Origin of the sequence: Rhizobium sp. TAL182, from assembly GCF_002117725.1 — a bacterium.
Classification (GTDB): domain Bacteria; phylum Pseudomonadota; class Alphaproteobacteria; order Rhizobiales; family Rhizobiaceae; genus Rhizobium; species Rhizobium esperanzae.
The window spans coordinates 2648741-2663223 of record NZ_CP021024.1; the positions used below are offsets into that span (position 1 = coordinate 2648741).

At 62.1% G+C, this 14483-nt stretch carries 13 protein-coding genes; 6 read left to right on the top strand and 7 right to left on the bottom strand.

What is annotated here, in order from left to right; translation table 11 throughout:
* Positions 1-186: 186 nt before the first annotated feature.
* From Tal182_RS13305 to Tal182_RS13320, 4 genes are all read right to left on the bottom strand, one after another.
* A complete protein-coding gene (locus tag Tal182_RS13305; RefSeq protein WP_085859715.1) occupies positions 187-1293 on the bottom strand; it encodes an ABC transporter ATP-binding protein in 1107 nt (368 codons plus the stop codon).
* A 4-nt stretch (positions 1294-1297) separates the two neighbouring features.
* Positions 1298-2242, bottom strand: coding sequence for a carbohydrate ABC transporter permease (locus Tal182_RS13310; RefSeq protein ID WP_020921516.1), 945 nt, complete (start codon positions 2240-2242; stop codon positions 1298-1300).
* Entirely contained in the window at positions 2235-3140 is a 906-nt protein-coding gene (locus Tal182_RS13315) for a sugar ABC transporter permease (RefSeq protein ID WP_011425716.1), read from the bottom strand. The genes Tal182_RS13310 and Tal182_RS13315 overlap by 8 nt, the downstream gene beginning before the upstream one ends.
* 152 nt (positions 3141-3292) lie before the next feature.
* Positions 3293-4525, bottom strand: coding sequence for an ABC transporter substrate-binding protein (locus Tal182_RS13320; protein ID WP_064803166.1), 1233 nt, complete (start codon positions 4523-4525; stop codon positions 3293-3295).
* Positions 4526-4978: 453 nt separating this feature from the next.
* Between Tal182_RS13320 and Tal182_RS13325 the strand changes: the two genes are divergently transcribed.
* Entirely contained in the window at positions 4979-6022 is a 1044-nt protein-coding gene (locus Tal182_RS13325; RefSeq protein WP_020921520.1) for a LacI family transcriptional regulator, read from the top strand.
* A 221-nt stretch (positions 6023-6243) separates the two neighbouring features.
* Here the strand turns inward: Tal182_RS13325 and Tal182_RS13330 are convergent, their stop codons facing one another.
* Positions 6244-7191 carry an IS110 family transposase gene (locus Tal182_RS13330; protein ID WP_085859716.1) on the bottom strand — a complete coding sequence of 316 codons (948 nt, stop codon included), beginning with the start codon at positions 7189-7191 and terminating at the stop codon, positions 6244-6246.
* 289 nt (positions 7192-7480) lie between these two features.
* On the opposite strand from Tal182_RS13330, the gene Tal182_RS13335 reads away from it, so the two are divergent.
* Genes Tal182_RS13335 through Tal182_RS13345 form a run of 3 tightly spaced genes read left to right on the top strand, consistent with a single transcriptional unit; the run spans position 7481 to position 9747 of the window.
* Positions 7481-8095 (top strand): C39 family peptidase, encoded by a 615-nt coding sequence (locus Tal182_RS13335; RefSeq protein ID WP_085859717.1) that lies wholly within the window; start codon positions 7481-7483, stop codon positions 8093-8095.
* A 32-nt stretch (positions 8096-8127) separates the two neighbouring features.
* On the top strand, positions 8128-9204 hold the full coding sequence (locus tag Tal182_RS13340) for a D-alanine--D-alanine ligase family protein (protein ID WP_085859718.1): 1077 nt from the start codon (positions 8128-8130) through the stop codon (positions 9202-9204).
* Positions 9205-9207: 3 nt separating this feature from the next.
* Positions 9208-9747, top strand: a complete 540-nt coding sequence (locus Tal182_RS13345; RefSeq protein ID WP_064803172.1) for an AAA family ATPase — start codon at positions 9208-9210, stop codon at positions 9745-9747.
* Positions 9748-9765: 18 nt separating this feature from the next.
* Here Tal182_RS13345 and Tal182_RS13350 read toward each other — a convergent pair whose 3' ends face one another.
* Positions 9766-10383: a class I SAM-dependent methyltransferase gene (locus Tal182_RS13350; protein WP_085859719.1), complete on the bottom strand. Its 618-nt coding sequence runs from the start codon at positions 10381-10383 to the stop codon at positions 9766-9768.
* Between the two features lie 160 nt (positions 10384-10543).
* On the opposite strand from Tal182_RS13350, the gene Tal182_RS13355 reads away from it, so the two are divergent.
* Positions 10544-11923 (top strand): FAD-binding oxidoreductase, encoded by a 1380-nt coding sequence (locus Tal182_RS13355; RefSeq protein WP_085859720.1) that lies wholly within the window; start codon positions 10544-10546, stop codon positions 11921-11923.
* 58 nt (positions 11924-11981) lie between these two features.
* Here the strand turns inward: Tal182_RS13355 and gndA are convergent, their stop codons facing one another.
* On the bottom strand, positions 11982-13433 hold the full coding sequence (gene gndA / locus Tal182_RS13360) for an NADP-dependent phosphogluconate dehydrogenase (protein WP_170965903.1): 1452 nt from the start codon (positions 13431-13433) through the stop codon (positions 11982-11984).
* A 209-nt stretch (positions 13434-13642) separates the two neighbouring features.
* Between gndA and Tal182_RS13365 the strand changes: the two genes are divergently transcribed.
* A complete protein-coding gene (locus Tal182_RS13365) occupies positions 13643-14434 on the top strand; it encodes a helix-turn-helix domain-containing protein (RefSeq protein WP_085859722.1) in 792 nt (263 codons plus the stop codon).
* Positions 14435-14483 lie beyond the last annotated feature (49 nt).

Consider the following 14483-nt stretch of genomic DNA (forward strand, 5'->3'; position numbering starts at 1 on the left):
TGTCGTTTTGTCCTCATCCGCCCACTCCGCTCTCCGTCATCCTCGGGCTTGACCCGAGGATCTAGACCGCATCCACCAGCAGCAACGGGCATGGATCCTCGGGTCAAGCCCGAGGATGACGGAGGGCGGGATTGGCCTTTTCGTCAAACTCGCCCGGGGCTAGCGGCCTCAATCCACAAATCTCCGCTAAAGCCGCAGCTCGCTCTCGGCGTCGAACACCGAAGCCAGCGTCATGTCGAAGCTCAGCTTCACCTTGGCTCCGACATTGAAGCGGCGCGCGCCGTTGACGCGGACCGACATCGTGTGGCCGGCATGTTTCAGCCACAGGAGATTGTCGGCACCCATCGGCTCCTCGATATCGACGGTCGCGTCATGTTCCTCGCCGCCGGTGTTTTCGTTGACCTTGATATGCTCGGGGCGAACGCCGAGCACCACCTTGCGGCCGGGCTGCAGCACTTCATTGGCGTCGTAAGCCGCCAGCGAGAAGATGACACCGTTGGCGGTAAAGGCGATGCCATCGCCTGATTTGACCAGCTCGCCACGCAGGAAATTCATCGAGGGCGAGCCGATGAAGCCGGCGACGAAGAGATTGCGCGGCCGATTATAGATCGTCGTCGGATCGTCGAGCTGCTGGATGATGCCGCTCTTCATGATGGCGATGCGATCAGCCAGCGTCAGCGCCTCGATCTGGTCGTGCGTCACATAGATCATCGTATTCTGCAGCGACTGGTGCAGGCGCTTGATTTCGACACGCAGTTCTGAACGCAGCTTGGCGTCAAGGTTGGACAGCGGTTCGTCGAACAGGAAGACGTCGACATCGCGCACCAGCGCCCGGCCGATCGCCACGCGCTGGCGCTGACCGCCGGAAAGCTCTGCCGGCTTGCGCTTCAGGAGCGGCTGGATCTGCAGGATCTCGGCCGCACGCGCCACGCGCTTGTCGATCTCGGCCTGCGGCACCTTGGCGACGCGAAGGCCGAAGGAGAGGTTCTTCTCCACGGTCATCTGAGGATAGAGCGCATAGGACTGGAAGACCATGCCGATGCCGCGATCCTTCGGCTCTTCCCAGGTGACGTTCTTGCCCTTGATGAAGATCTGGCCTTCCGAAGCATCGAGCAGGCCGGCGATGCAATTCAGCAAGGTCGACTTGCCGCAGCCGGACGATCCGAGCAGCACCAGGAATTCGCCGTCGTTGATGTCGAGATTGAGATCCTTCAGCACACTGACTGCGCCGAAATTCAGCGACAGATCCCTGATCGAGACGCTCGAATTGGAGACAGTTGAATTCATGTTCATGTGATCACCCCTTCACTGCGCCTGCGGCGATGCCGCGAACGAAAAGCCGTCCGGAGACGAAATAGACGATCAGCGGCACCAGGCCGGTGAGGATCGTCGCTGCCATGTTGACGTTGTATTCCTTCACGCCCTGCACGGAATTGACGATGTTGTTGAGCTGCACGGTCATCGGATAGGTATCCGGCCGGGTGAAGACGACACCGAACAGGAAGTCGTTCCAGATGCCTGTGACCTGCAGGATCATGGCGACGACGAAGATCGGCAGCGACATCGGCAGCATGATCTTCAGGAAGATCTGCCAGAAGCCTGCCCCGTCGACGCGCGCTGCCTTGAACAGTTCCTCCGGCAGCGACACGAAGTAGTTGCGGAAGAGCAGCGTCAGGATCGGCATGCCGAAGATCGAGTGCACGATGACAAGGCCGGTCAGCGTGCCGTAGATGCCGATTTCGCGCAGGATGATGACGATCGGATAGATCATCACCTGATAGGGAATGAAGGCCCCGATGATGAGGATCGAGAAGAACAGCTCGGAACCTTTGAACCGCCAGTTTGCCAGCGCATAGCCGTTCACCGAGGCGATGGCGATCGAGATGATCACCGACGGCACGGTGATGCGCACCGAATTCCAGAAACCGCGCGACAGGCCGTCGCAGTTCAGGCCCGTGCAGGCCTCCGCCCAGGCCTTGACCCAGGGTTCGAAGGTGATCTCCATCGGCGGTGAGAAGATGTTGCCGAGACGGATTTCCGGCATGCCCTTCAGTGACGTCACGACCATCACATAGAGCGGCAGCAGATAATAGAGCGCTGCAACCGTCAGCGTTCCGTAGAGCATGATGTTGCGCGCTGACAGCGTCGGGCGCGGCTTCGGACCGCTCGGACCGTCGCCGAGCCTCTGTGAGACGGCGTCGAGGCCGGCAGCCGTGGTGTTGAGAGTTTCGATATCAGCCACGCTTGCGCCCTCCTCCGAACTCCAGATAGGCCCACGGAACGATGATGATCGCGACCGTGACCAGCATCATCGTCGATGCGGCGAAGCCCTGACCCAGATTCTGCGCCTGGAACATGTAATCGTAGACGTATTTGGCCGGCACTTCCGATGATATGCCGGGACCGCCCGAAGTCTGCGCCACCACGAGGTCGTAGACCTTGACGATGCCGGAGGCGATGATGACGATCGTCGTGATGAACACGGGCCGCATCATCGGAATGACGACGAGCAGGTAGGTCTTCCACATCGGGATGCCGTCGACGCGGGCCGCTTTCCAGATATCCTCGTCGATGCCGCGCAGGCCGGCAAGCATCAGGCACATGACGAGGCCCGTTCCCTGCCAAAGCGCCGCGATCAGAATCCCGTAGATGACGATTTCGGGCGTGTAGAGCGGATTGAAGGTGAAGCTTGTCCAGCCGAGCGAACGCACCACCGACTGGACGCCGAAATCCGGGTTCAGAACCCACTGCCAGACGAGACCCGTCACGATGAAGGACAGCGCGAAGGGGTAGAGAAAGATGGTGCGAAAAGTGTTTTCGAAACGGATCTTCTGATCCATGAGCGCGGCGAGCACAAATCCGATGACCAGGCTGAAGATCAGCGAGAGGACGCCGTAGAGCGCCAGATTTTCGATCGCAGTAACCCAGCGGGGTGCCGCCCAGAGACGGTGATACTGGTCGAAGCCGACGAAGCTCAACCGCGGGAGGAGCTTGGAATTGGTGAAGGAATAAAAGACCGTCCAGAACGTGCCGCCGACAAAGATCACCAGCGCTGTCAGGATCATCGGAATGGACGCAATCTTGGCATTCAGATTGCGCAGTAGCTTGATTGGCCGGCCTGCTTGCGCTTGACCCGTCATGAACACTTCTCCTCAAACCGCAGCTGCGGCCGGTGACGGCCGTCTCTCACCCCCTGCCCGCAGGGTCCGCCGGAAGGGCCGGCAAGACCGTCGAAACTTGCGGGAGGATCCGGCTCCGGGGAGCCGGATCGCAAGGGCAGCGAACCTGCCGATCAGTCGGCCGAAGCGATGATGCCGGCGAAACGCTTCTGAGCGTCTTCCGGCGTCATCGACGGGTTGGCGAAGAATTCGGAGAAGAGGTCTTCCTTCTGCTTCTGGCTGTCGGCCGAAAGCAGCTGGTCAGTGCCTTCGATCACATTGCCTTTGGCCAGGATGTCGAGGCCCTTCTTCATGCAGTCGTTGGCGGCGGCAAGATCGACGTCGCCGCGAACCGGCAGCGAGCCCTTCTTCAGGTTGAAGGCAACCTGGGTCTTGGGATCCAGCAGGGTTTTGGCGAGCACGGCCTGCGCCTTGGACTTTTCCTCATCCTTCAGCAGCGGGAAATAGAAGGCGTCACCGCCCGTCGAGATGATTTCGTTGACGCCGAGACCCGGCAGGCAGGTGTAGTCGGTGCCGGCCTTCTGACCGGCGAGCGCGAATTCGCCCTGCGCCCAGTCACCCATGATCTGACCGCCGGCCTTGCCCGTGATGACGAGGTTGGTCGCCTGGTTCCAATCCTGGACGTTACTGCCCTTGGACATGCGGCGGGCGTCGTCGGCAGCCTTGAAGACCTTGGCGATCTCGGGTCCGGCGGCGACCTCTGCATCCTTGTCCTTGAACACCTTGTTGAAGACGTCCTTGCCGGCGACCGCGACCATCAGCACGTCGAAGGCGCCTGTCGCCTGCCAGGGCTGACCGCCGACAGCGAGCGGAATGATACCGGCCTTTTCAAGAGCCGGAGCGGCAGCGACGAATTCGTCCCAGTTCTTCGGAACTTCGACGCCGGCCTTCTTGAAGGCGGCGTTCGAAAGCCACAGCCACTGCCAGGAATGGATGTTCACCGGAGCGCAGTAGATCTTGCCGTCGATCGTGCAGGAGTCGAGCAGGCTCGACGGACGAATAATGTCCTTCCAATGCTCCGCGGTCGCGACATCGGTCAGGTCGCGCATCAGGCCAGCCTGAACCAGTTCCTCGGCCTGGCGGCCGTGGTTGAACTGGGTGGCGCCCATCGGGTCGCCGCCGGTGATGCGGCTGATCATGATCGGGCGCGCCGTACCGCCGGAACCGGCGATAGCGCCGTCGACCCAGTGGTTGCCGGTGGCGTCGAATGCCTTTGCCAACTCGGCGACAGCAGCGGATTCGCCGCCAGACGTCCACCAATGGGTGACTTCGAGATCGGTGGCGCCGGCGCTGATCGGAAGCGCAGCAGAAGCGGCAAGCATGGCCGCCATCATACGAATTTTCATGAGTTCTCCTCCCTCACTGAAACGTTGCCGGAAAAACTTAGATCAATCGATTTCCCCGCGCAACTGCCCGCCCGTAAATTTTTCTTTAAAGATCCTGATTACCACTTCTGACTGTTTCGGAAGACCTCCACACACCCGCTAAGTCGGCAGCCTGGCACACTTATCCGCAGGCACTGCATCTGACCATTACAATGAAATCTAATAATAATTTTCAAATTTCAGTTTCGAGCCCCGCACTACCTTTTTCGCAGCTGCAGAAAAATTCTGCAAGAATCACCAATTCAACCTATGCGAATCATATTGCGACGCACACAAGAAAAACCACTCGACTTTTCTACTGTATCGTTACAGATTGAATTCCTCAGGGAGGCGCGATTTTGGCAGGCGGCGGGCTTACGGCGCCTGAAAAAGCCTCTATAAGCGAAACCAATTCGCGCAAGGCGGCCTACAGGGATGGAAAACAAGGGAAATTTCGGACAGGCGACATCGACGGCGGTGACGCGCGAGCGCCCGACATTGAAGACGATCGCCTTCATGACCGGCCTCGGTGTGACGACGGTATCGCGTGCGCTGAAGGACGCGCCGGATATCGGTGCCGAAACCAAGGAGCGGGTGCGCATGGTCGCCCGCCAGCTCGGTTACCAGCCGAACCGGGCGGGCGTACGCCTGCGCACCGGCAAGACCAACGTCATCGCCCTCGTCCTCAGCATCGATGAAGAGATCATGGGCTTCTCGAGCCAGATGGTCTTCGGCATATCGGAAGTTCTGTCCGGCACTCCTTATCATATCGTCGTGACACCGCATTCCCACAGCAAGGACCCGATGCTGCCGGTGCGCTATATCCTCGAGACTGGCTCGGCCGACGGCGTCATCATCTCGCGTATCGAGCCGGACGACCCGCGCGTACGGCTCCTGTCGGAACGCGGCATGCCCTTCGCAACGCACGGGCGCACCGATGCAGGTCTCGTCCACCCCTTCCACGATTTCGACAACGAGGCCTTCGCCCATCAGGCGGTGGAACGCCTCGTCAAACGAGGTCGGCGGCGCATCGCCCTGCTGCAGCCGCCGAGCAAGCTCACCTATTACGCCCATATTCGGATCGGCTTTCAGACCGGCCTGCACGATTACGGCGCCGAGGAAGTGCCCCTGCGCATCAACACCGACGCGCCGCTTGCCGATATCCGCGACGTCGTCGAGGTGATGATGCGCTCGGCGAACGCCCCTGACGGCATCGTCTGTTCGGCCGGCAGTGCGGCGATCGCCGTCAATGCCGGCATCGAGGCCGCCGGCAAGGCGCTGGGGCGCGATCTCGACATGGTGTCCAAGCAGTCGGTGCCGATCCTGAACTGGATCCGTCCCGAGATCATCACCGCCCAGGAGGATGTGCGCCAAGCCGGCCGCGAAATGGCCAAAGCCGTCATCGCCCGCATCGACGGCGTCGAACCGGAACTGCTGCAGAGCATCAGTCAGCCGATCTGGCCGGAGGGTGACAGGTAGGGTGATCGCGGAGCGGGATGACAACTAGCAAAACAATGCCAACATCGAAAACATATACGATATAACGCCCCGTGAGCGCGGCATTCTCCAACATCCCTCATCCTGGAGACGCGCAGCCCGCAGGGCGGAGCCTCGAAGGGCACGCCGCAGCGCTCCTCCTTCCATCAATTTCCCGCCATGCCGAGCACCCGCCCCGTCCTTCGAGACCCCTACGGGGCGCATCAGCAACCGTGTTGTTGGGGTTCGCTCCATGGGGTTCGTCTTTTGATAATCGTGTTGATCATGACGATGAATTTCCGCATGGCAGCGACGAGGGCGACCTTGGGTGGTTTGCCGGCATCGCGCAGTCTTTTGTGGAAGGCCTTGATGGCCGGGCTGCAACGGATGGCCGAGAGCGTTGCCATGTAGAGAGCGCATCGGACGGTGGCGCGGCCGCCGGCGATGTGGCGCTGGCCACGCCAGGTGCCGCTGTCGTGGGCGACCGGGGCGACGCCGACGAGGGCTGCGAGCTTCTTGTCGTCGATGGCGCCGAGTTCGGGCAGTTCGGCGATGAGCACGGCGGCGCCGACCTCGCCGATGCCTGGCACGGTCAGCAGCAGGTCGCGGCGTGCGGCCATGTCGGGCTCGGCCTCGATGGCAAGCGCGATGGCGGCATCGACGCGGGCGAGCTGGCTCTTGAGGGCGGCGAGGGTCTCGCCAATCAGCGCGGCGACGGCTTGCGGGGCATGTTCGAGGCGGTTCTTCTCGGCGACCGCCATGTCGATGAGCTGCCGGCGGCGGGCGACGAGGGCAGCAAGCGCGATGCGGCCGTCGTCGATATGGGGGATCTGTGCCGGCCGCATCGCTCTGGCGAAGTGGAGAATGACGCGGGCGTCGACCTGATCGGTCTTGGCCAGCCGCCCGCTGGCCCTGGCGAAATCGCGCACTTGGCGGGGATTGACGACGGCGACGGCAATGCCGGCGGCCATCAGCGTCCTGACGAGCGCCATCTCATAACCGCCGGTGGCTTCGACGACGACCAGCTCGGCGCCGGCTATCGCCGTCGCCAGCGCGGTCCGGCCCGGCGCGTCGTTGTCAAAGCGGCCAACGGCGCTTTTGCCCTCGACGGCCACGTCGAAATGGGCTTTCGAGACATCGATGCCGACCATGAAAGCTTGCGGGAGACGCATGGGTGCTCCTCCTTGCAACGCGGGCTCAAGGCCCAATCAACCATTCGAGCGAAGACATGGCGACGGAGATGCTCGCTGAGGCACGAGTTCAAAACCCAGGGATGACACGCATCCCCGTCGCGCAACCCCACTATACAGCAACGGCAACGTACAAGGATGAGGCTCTCATTATTTTAAGTTGCGTCGAAGAAAAACGCGCCCTACCGTCGGATTCGCAAGTGGGCATCGGCTTGAAAAAAGCCAAGATTGGCCGCCATCTCACGAAACGAACCGCGGGGATGTCGACAGGATGCAGCAGAGCAGCGTGCCTTATTTCAGCCAATGGGAAACGCCCGGCATGACGTTGCCGGTGCTTGCCGAGGGGTCGCAGGCGCTGCTCAGCGATCCGCTCTGGCGCCAATCGGGAGCCGCGACCATTGAGGAATATGCGCGCTGGGCGGTGAATGTCTGCGGCATGGCTTGCTTGAAGATGATTCTCGCCGCGCGCGGCGAAATCCATCCGACTCTCGAGCTTGCCCGCGCCTGCACTAGATATGGCGGTTATGTCATCAACGAGATCGACGCTTCGATCAAGGGGCTGATCTACGCTCCCTTCGTCCGCTTTGTGAGCGAGCGTTTCGGGCTCGGCGCCGAGACGATGACCAACGTCGAGACGTCGGCCATCCCGGAACTTCTGTCGAAACGCCGCTTCTTCATCGCCTCGGTGCATTCGGCCATCCGCTGGCCGGAGCGCGAGCCGCCGGCAAAGGGCGGACATCTCGTGCTGGTGACATCAGCTTCGCAGGAGACGATCCGCTTCCACAATCCGTCCGGCCATGACGCGGCAAGCCAAGCGGATGTCACGCTGCCGCTTGCCGTCTTCGATCGTTTCTTTGCCAATCGCGGCATATCGGTCGAAGCCTGATCTTTCCGCATCCTATCGCTTCGGAGGCTTTCATGACCCCTTCCCCCAACAGGCTGCGCATTGCCGTGCTCTTCGGCGGCCGTTCGGCCGAGCACGAAGTTTCCATCCTCTCGGCGACCAACGTCATGGCTGCCCTGGAGCCCGAGAAATATGACGCCCTTCCTGTCTTCGTCACCCGCGAGGGACAATGGCTGCTGAGCAGCTTCGAGGACGGCCGGCTGGCGACACCCTCGTCAGGCACGGAAATCTGCCTCGTGCCGGGCGGCCGCGGGCGTATGCTGGCGATGTCAGCCCACGGCGCGCCACATGAATTGCCAAGGATCGACATCCTGTTTCCTGTGCTGCACGGCCCGCATGGTGAGGACGGATCGGTGCAGGGCGCAGCTGAAGTGGCGCGCGTGCCGCTCGCCGGCTGCGGCATCCTCGGTTCGGCCACGGCCCTCGACAAGGATATCGCCAAGCGCCTGCTGCGGGCGGCGGGCCTGCCGGTCGCCCGCGCCGTGACGATCCACGAGGGTGCTGCCCCTCCACTCTCAGCGCTCGAAGGCGAACTCGGCCTGCCGCTCTTCATCAAGCCGGCACGGCAGGGATCGTCGGTCGGCGTCGCCAAGGTCCATGCCAGCCAGGAATTCGCCGCAGCGCTCGAGCAGGCCTTCCGCCATGACCGCATCCTGCTTGCCGAGGAATTCGTCGCCGGACGCGAGATTGAATTCAGCGTGCTGGAGGATACCGACGGCAAGCTCTTCGTCTCCCGCCCGGGCGAGATCGTGCCGGCCGAAAGCCACGGCTTCTACAATTACAACGCCAAATATATCGATGAGAACGGCGCTGCCTTGAAAGTGCCGGCCGACCTGCCGGCGGAGATCGAGGCCGCCATGCGCGACATGGCCGCAAGGGCTTTCCGAGCCGTCGGCTGCGACGGCATGGCGCGCGTCGATTTCTTCCTGACATCGGACATGCGCTTCGTCATCAACGAGCTCAACACCATTCCCGGCTTTACCGATATCAGTATGTATTCCAAGGCGATGGCGGCAAGCGGCGTAAGCTATGCCGAGATCATCGACCGTCTGGTGGGCCACGGCATGGCGCGCGCCCGCAGGGCAGGCTAGATCATGAACAGGTCGATTCTGATTTCCGGATGTTCCGGCGGCGGAAAATCGACGCTGCTTGCGGAGCTTGGCCGCCGCGGTCACAGGATCGTCGAAGAGCCCGGCCGGCGGATCGTCAAGCAGGAGCTCGATGGCGATGGCGCTGCCTTGCCTTGGGTCGACATGGCGGCCTTCGCCCGTCGTGCGATCGAAATGGCGATTGCCGACCACGCGGCCGTCGCACGGCAGCCGGGCTGGACGTTCTTCGATCGTGGGTTGATCGACGCCGCGGCAGCGCTTCAGCACCTGACCGGAGAACCGATCCTGGAAAGGTTGAGCGCCGCCTACCCTTACGACAGACGCGTTTTTCTCACGCCGCCATGGGCGGAGATCTACGTGAGCGATCCTGAGCGGCGCCATGGCTTCGACGAGGCTGTCGCCGAATATGACCGGCTGGCCGCGATCTATCCGACGCTCGGCTACGAGGTCATCATACTGCCGAAGAGGCCGGTCGCCGATCGGGCCGATTTCGTGCTCGACCGCCTGTCTCGGGAAGCGAATTAGCTGCTTCTCGCCCGCATCTCAGCGCCTGTGAAGAACACACCATTGGAAAGACTGCCGGCCGCCGCCGGGCGTCGCATGCTCCTCGCGCCAGTCGCGCTCCAGTATGAAGGCGGGCGAGAACTCCGCCGCCAGCGCTGCCGCGTCATAACGCCGGACCGGCAAGCCGCTGCATCGTTCCGGCCCGTCCGGCGCGAAGGTCGCGATGATCACCGCGCTGCCCGGCACTGTGCCGGCTTCGAGCGCTTGGTGGTAGGCAAGCCGCTGTTCCGCCTCGGTGAGGAAGTGAAAAACGGCGCGGTCGTGCCATACGTCGTATTGGCGATCCGGTCTCCATTCGGTGACATCGGCCACCACCCAGACAACCTTGATGGCTTCATCCCGCAACCGCGCCTTCGCGACACCGAGTCCCGATGCGGCGATATCGAGAACGGTCAGATCGGACCACCCGCGCTCGACGAGACGATCGACAAGGCTCGAGGCGCCGCCGCCGACATCGATCAACGAGGCCTTGACCGGCAGCTGCAGTTCGTCAAGCGCGCGCAGCGAGGGCTCCGGTGTCGGCTGATACCAGCTGACGCAGTCTGCGGCTTTCGTGCGGTAGACCTCGTCCCAATGCTCCCGCTTTGCATCAGCCATTTCGACATCCTCATCGCTCGCTGAACCCCATCCTGACCGATCAACATGTAAGGATTGAGACGTCCCCGGCAATCAACTGTTTTCTTCGAGTTGCGAGGCTGGTGACTTCATGAGAGGCTGTAGCCGGTCGACAGGGGAGCAATGAAATGCGGTCGATGCCATGACGCCCGTTGCAACCACCAGCGGTCTACCTCAAAATTTGGCCGGCCTTGGTCGCCTGCTTCGTGGAGAGCTTGTGCTGCCGGGCGATCCCGGCTTCGAACAAGCCCGGCGCGTATGGAACGGCCTCGTCGACAAGCGCCCTGCTGCAATCGCCTATTGCACCGGGGTCGATGACGTTGTTGCAGCCATATCCCTCGCGCGAGAAAATAATGTGCCGCTGTCGGTGCGCAGCGGCGGGCACAATGTTGCCGGCAATTCTGTGTGCGAAGGCGGACTGGTCATCGACCTGTCTCGAATGAAGAGCAGGCTGGTTGACGACACCAGGCGCGTCGCTGCCGTGGAAGCAGGCCTGACGCTGGCGGAATTCGACAGCGCGACGCAGGCCTTCGGTTTGGCGACAACCATGGGCGTCAATGGCGATACCGGTATTGCCGGGCTGACCCTTGGAGGCGGCTTCGGCAAGCTCGGTCGTCGTTACGGGTTGGCCTGCGACAATCTGTTGTCGGCGGAAATCGTCACGGCGGACGGCCGTGTCCTGCAGGCGAGCGCGAGCGAAAATCCCGATCTTTTCTGGGGACTGCGGGGCGGCGGCGGCAATTTCGGCGTCGTCACCAGATTCGAGTATCGGCTTCACGAGATTGGGACAGAGGTCCTTGCCGGGGCGGTTACTTTTCCGGAACCCCGTGCGCGCGAAGCGCTGAGATTCTATGATAGCTTCGCGACAGCGGCGCCGGATCAGCTCAGCCTCGATGCAGCTTTCGTTACATCGGCAGGCGAACGTCTGTTCAGCATCGCGATTTTTTATTCCGGCCCGTCCGGCAAAGCGGAGCAGATACTGGCGCCGCTGCTCGACTATGCCGAAGGCACTGCGGGGGACGTGCGCCTCGCTAGAGTCCCGTACCTGCAGGTACAGTCAGCCGGAGACGCCGTTTTCAGGACAGGGCGCCGTTATTCCTGGAAAGCGCAGTTCATGCGCGAATTGACCGAGGATGCGATCGACGTTTTGTTGGATGTCTACCGGAGGGCGCCGAATGAGAACGCGCTGCTCGTTTTCCAGCAGGTCGGCGGTGCGATCTCTCGCATCCCGGTGTCAGAGGCGGCCTATGCGTGCAGGAACGCCGAATTCGACTGCTTTCCAATTGCCATATGGGACGACCCTGCCAAGGACCAGGAGAACATCAGCTGGGTTCGCGAGGCCTGGGCGGCGATCAGGCCGCACTCGACCGGCGCCGTCTATGTCAACAATCTCGGCGAAGAAGGCCAGGAGCGGATCAAGGCAGCCTACGGGCCAAATTATCAGCGGCTTGTTGAACTCAAAAACAAATACGACCCGATGAATATGTTCTGTCTGAACCAGAACATCAAACCGACAGCGTAGCCATCATTGAAAAGCCCGGCGCGACGGCCGGGCTTTTCCTCAATCATTTTGGCAAATCTCAGAAGGTCGCGGCACCGCTGCCCCAGGGGCCGTGGTGGAAATCCTTGCCATCGAGGCGGTCGAAGCCGTGGGCGCCGAAGAAGTCGCGCTGGGCCTGGATCAGGTTGGCCGTTCCCCTGCCCTGGCGGTAGGCGTCGAAATAGGTGAGCGCCGAGGTCAGCGCCGGCACCGGCAGACCGGCGGCGAGAGCGGCGATCACGACGCGGCGAAGCGCCGGGATCGATTCCTTGACCATGGACGAGAAGGCCGGCGTGACGATGAGGTTCGCCGCATCGGGCGCATCGGTGAAAGCCTTGGTGATCTCGTCGAGGAACTGCGAGCGGATGATGCAGCCGGCGCGCCAGATCTTCGCGATAACAGGCATCGGCAGCGACCAGTTGAACTCCTTGGAAGCTTCCGCCATCACGGCGAAGCCCTGCGCATAGGCGCCGATCTTGGCGGCAAACAGCGCCAGTTCCAGATCCTTGTTGAGTTCGGGACCGTAGGCGATCGGGAAGGATACGGCCTGCGTGCCGAAAATCTTTTCGGCGGCTTCGCGCTGCGATTTCATCGAGGAAAGGCTGCGGGCGGCGACCGCGGCTTCGATCGCCGTTGCCGGAATGCCCATGTTCTGCGCTTCGATGGCCGACCATTTGCCGGTGCCCTTCTGGCCTGCCTTGTCGAGGATCATGTCGACCATCGGGCCGCCGGAAACCGGATCGGTCGCCGCAAGCACCTTTTCGGAGATCTCGATCAGGTAGGAGTTCAGCCGGCCCTTGTTCCACTCGCCGAAGATGCCGGAGATGTCGGAGGCGCTCTTCCCGAGGCCGTCGCGCAGGATGCCGTAGATTTCGCCGATCATCTGCATGTCGGCATATTCGATGCCGTTATGGATAGTCTTGACGAAATGGCCGGCGCCGTCATTGCCGAGCCAGGCGACGCAGGGCTCGTCATTGTAGCGGGCGGCAATCGAGGTCAGTACCTTCTCGACGCGCTTCCAGGATTCTTCGGTGCCGCCGACCATGATCGACGGTCCGTGGCGCGCACCCTCTTCGCCGCCGGAAACACCCATGCCGATGAAGGTGAGATCGGTATTCTTGAGGCGGTCGAAGCGGGCGACGGTGTCGCGGAAATTGGCGTTGCCGGCATCGATCATGATGTCGCCCTTGGAGAGATGCGGGCGCAGCGCCTCCATCTGCTGGTCGACGGCCTCACCGGCCTTGATCATGATGATGATCGGACGCGGCGGCCGGATCGCATCGACGAACTCTTCGATGGTCTTGCAGGGAATGATCTGCTTCTTCAGATCGCCAGCGCTTTCGTAGAATTCATCGGTTTTCTCAGGCGTGCGGTTGAAGACCGCGATTTTATTGCCTTTCTCCGCGATGTTGAGCGCCAGGTTGGAGCCCATGACCGCAAGGCCGATCAGTCCGATTTCTGCCTTTTCCACGACAAACCTCCGATGTGTCATTTGGACCGGTGTTGTGGCACTGTCTTGCTCAAACGGCAAGTCTGCCAAGGGTCTAATCGGTTAGCAAAAGCCAATGAAATGAAGCTTCCAATGCCGGCTTGTCCGACAAGCTGCCATCTGATCGGCAGGCAGCGATATGGTGTGACCTGCCCTTGGCGCATCTGTAATGTCCTATCTCATGGTATCATAGGCCGTTCGGGAGATGTCGCGTGGCAACGGAAAAACGAAACTGTGGAATTCTCCTGGCGGCCCGCGCCGGCCGCTATCGCGAATATGCGCCGCCGCCGGCGCTGCGGCGCCATTTCAGCCGGCTCTGGTCGCATTCGCTTCACGATGGACGGCCGGCAACGGTGGCGATCGTCCCGGACGGCTACTGCGATCTGCTTTGGATCGGCGGTCGGCTGGTCGTTGCCGGGCCTGACAGGACGGCGGCCTTTCCCCTCATCCGGCCGGGCACGACCGTCATTGGTGCGCGGTTTGCACCGGGCGCCGCCGCACCCTGGCTGAAAACGCCGCTCTCGGTGCTGGTCGGCTGCTCGGTGCGGCTTAGCGATATCGGCTGGAAGGACACGGCCGATTTTGAGGCGCGGCTGCAAGATTGTCCCGCCGCTGCGGACGCGATGACGTTGTTCGCCCGACTGCTCGAAGAGGCCGCGCGCGAGGAGGAGGAGCCCGCCGCGGACGCCGCGGTGATCTTTGCCGCCGCCGACAGCGGCTGCCCGGCATCCAGGCTGCGCCACCGGCTCGACATCAGCGAAAGACAGCTGCGCCGCCGCTGCCACCAGCATTTCGGCTACGGCGCCAAGACGCTGGAACGCATCCGCCGATTCCAGCGTTTCCTCGACCTCTGTCGCAGATCGCACGCGATGCCGCTGGCCCATCTTGCGCTGGAAGCGGGCTTTGCCGATCAAGCCCACATGACGCGCGAGGTCGGCGAACTTTCATGCCTGACGCCTGGCGTCATTCTCGATCAACTCAACGCACGGGAAATGCCGGACTGACCGTTTTGTTCAAGACGCCGCGGATTGGGCTGTTATTCTCGCTCGACCA

Excerpts from the sequence above, each read along its gene's own strand:
- Tal182_RS13305 (WP_085859715.1), bottom strand. The coding sequence starts at position 1,293 with ATGAACATGAATTCAACTGTCTCCAATTCGAGCGTCTCGATCAGGGAT.
- Tal182_RS13315 (WP_011425716.1), bottom strand. The coding sequence starts at position 3,140 with ATGACGGGTCAAGCGCAAGCAGGCCGGCCAATCAAGCTACTGCGCAAT.
- Tal182_RS13320 (WP_064803166.1), bottom strand. The coding sequence starts at position 4,525 with ATGAAAATTCGTATGATGGCGGCCATGCTTGCCGCTTCTGCTGCGCTT.
- Tal182_RS13325 (WP_020921520.1), top strand. The coding sequence starts at position 4,979 with ATGGAAAACAAGGGAAATTTCGGACAGGCGACATCGACGGCGGTGACG.
- Tal182_RS13330 (WP_085859716.1), bottom strand. The coding sequence starts at position 7,191 with ATGCGTCTCCCGCAAGCTTTCATGGTCGGCATCGATGTCTCGAAAGCC.
- Tal182_RS13335 (WP_085859717.1), top strand. The coding sequence starts at position 7,481 with ATGCAGCAGAGCAGCGTGCCTTATTTCAGCCAATGGGAAACGCCCGGC.
- Tal182_RS13340 (WP_085859718.1), top strand. The coding sequence starts at position 8,128 with ATGACCCCTTCCCCCAACAGGCTGCGCATTGCCGTGCTCTTCGGCGGC.
- Tal182_RS13345 (WP_064803172.1), top strand. The coding sequence starts at position 9,208 with ATGAACAGGTCGATTCTGATTTCCGGATGTTCCGGCGGCGGAAAATCG.
- Tal182_RS13350 (WP_085859719.1), bottom strand. The coding sequence starts at position 10,383 with ATGGCTGATGCAAAGCGGGAGCATTGGGACGAGGTCTACCGCACGAAA.
- Tal182_RS13355 (WP_085859720.1), top strand. The coding sequence starts at position 10,544 with ATGACGCCCGTTGCAACCACCAGCGGTCTACCTCAAAATTTGGCCGGC.
- gndA (WP_170965903.1), bottom strand. The coding sequence starts at position 13,433 with ATGACACATCGGAGGTTTGTCGTGGAAAAGGCAGAAATCGGACTGATC.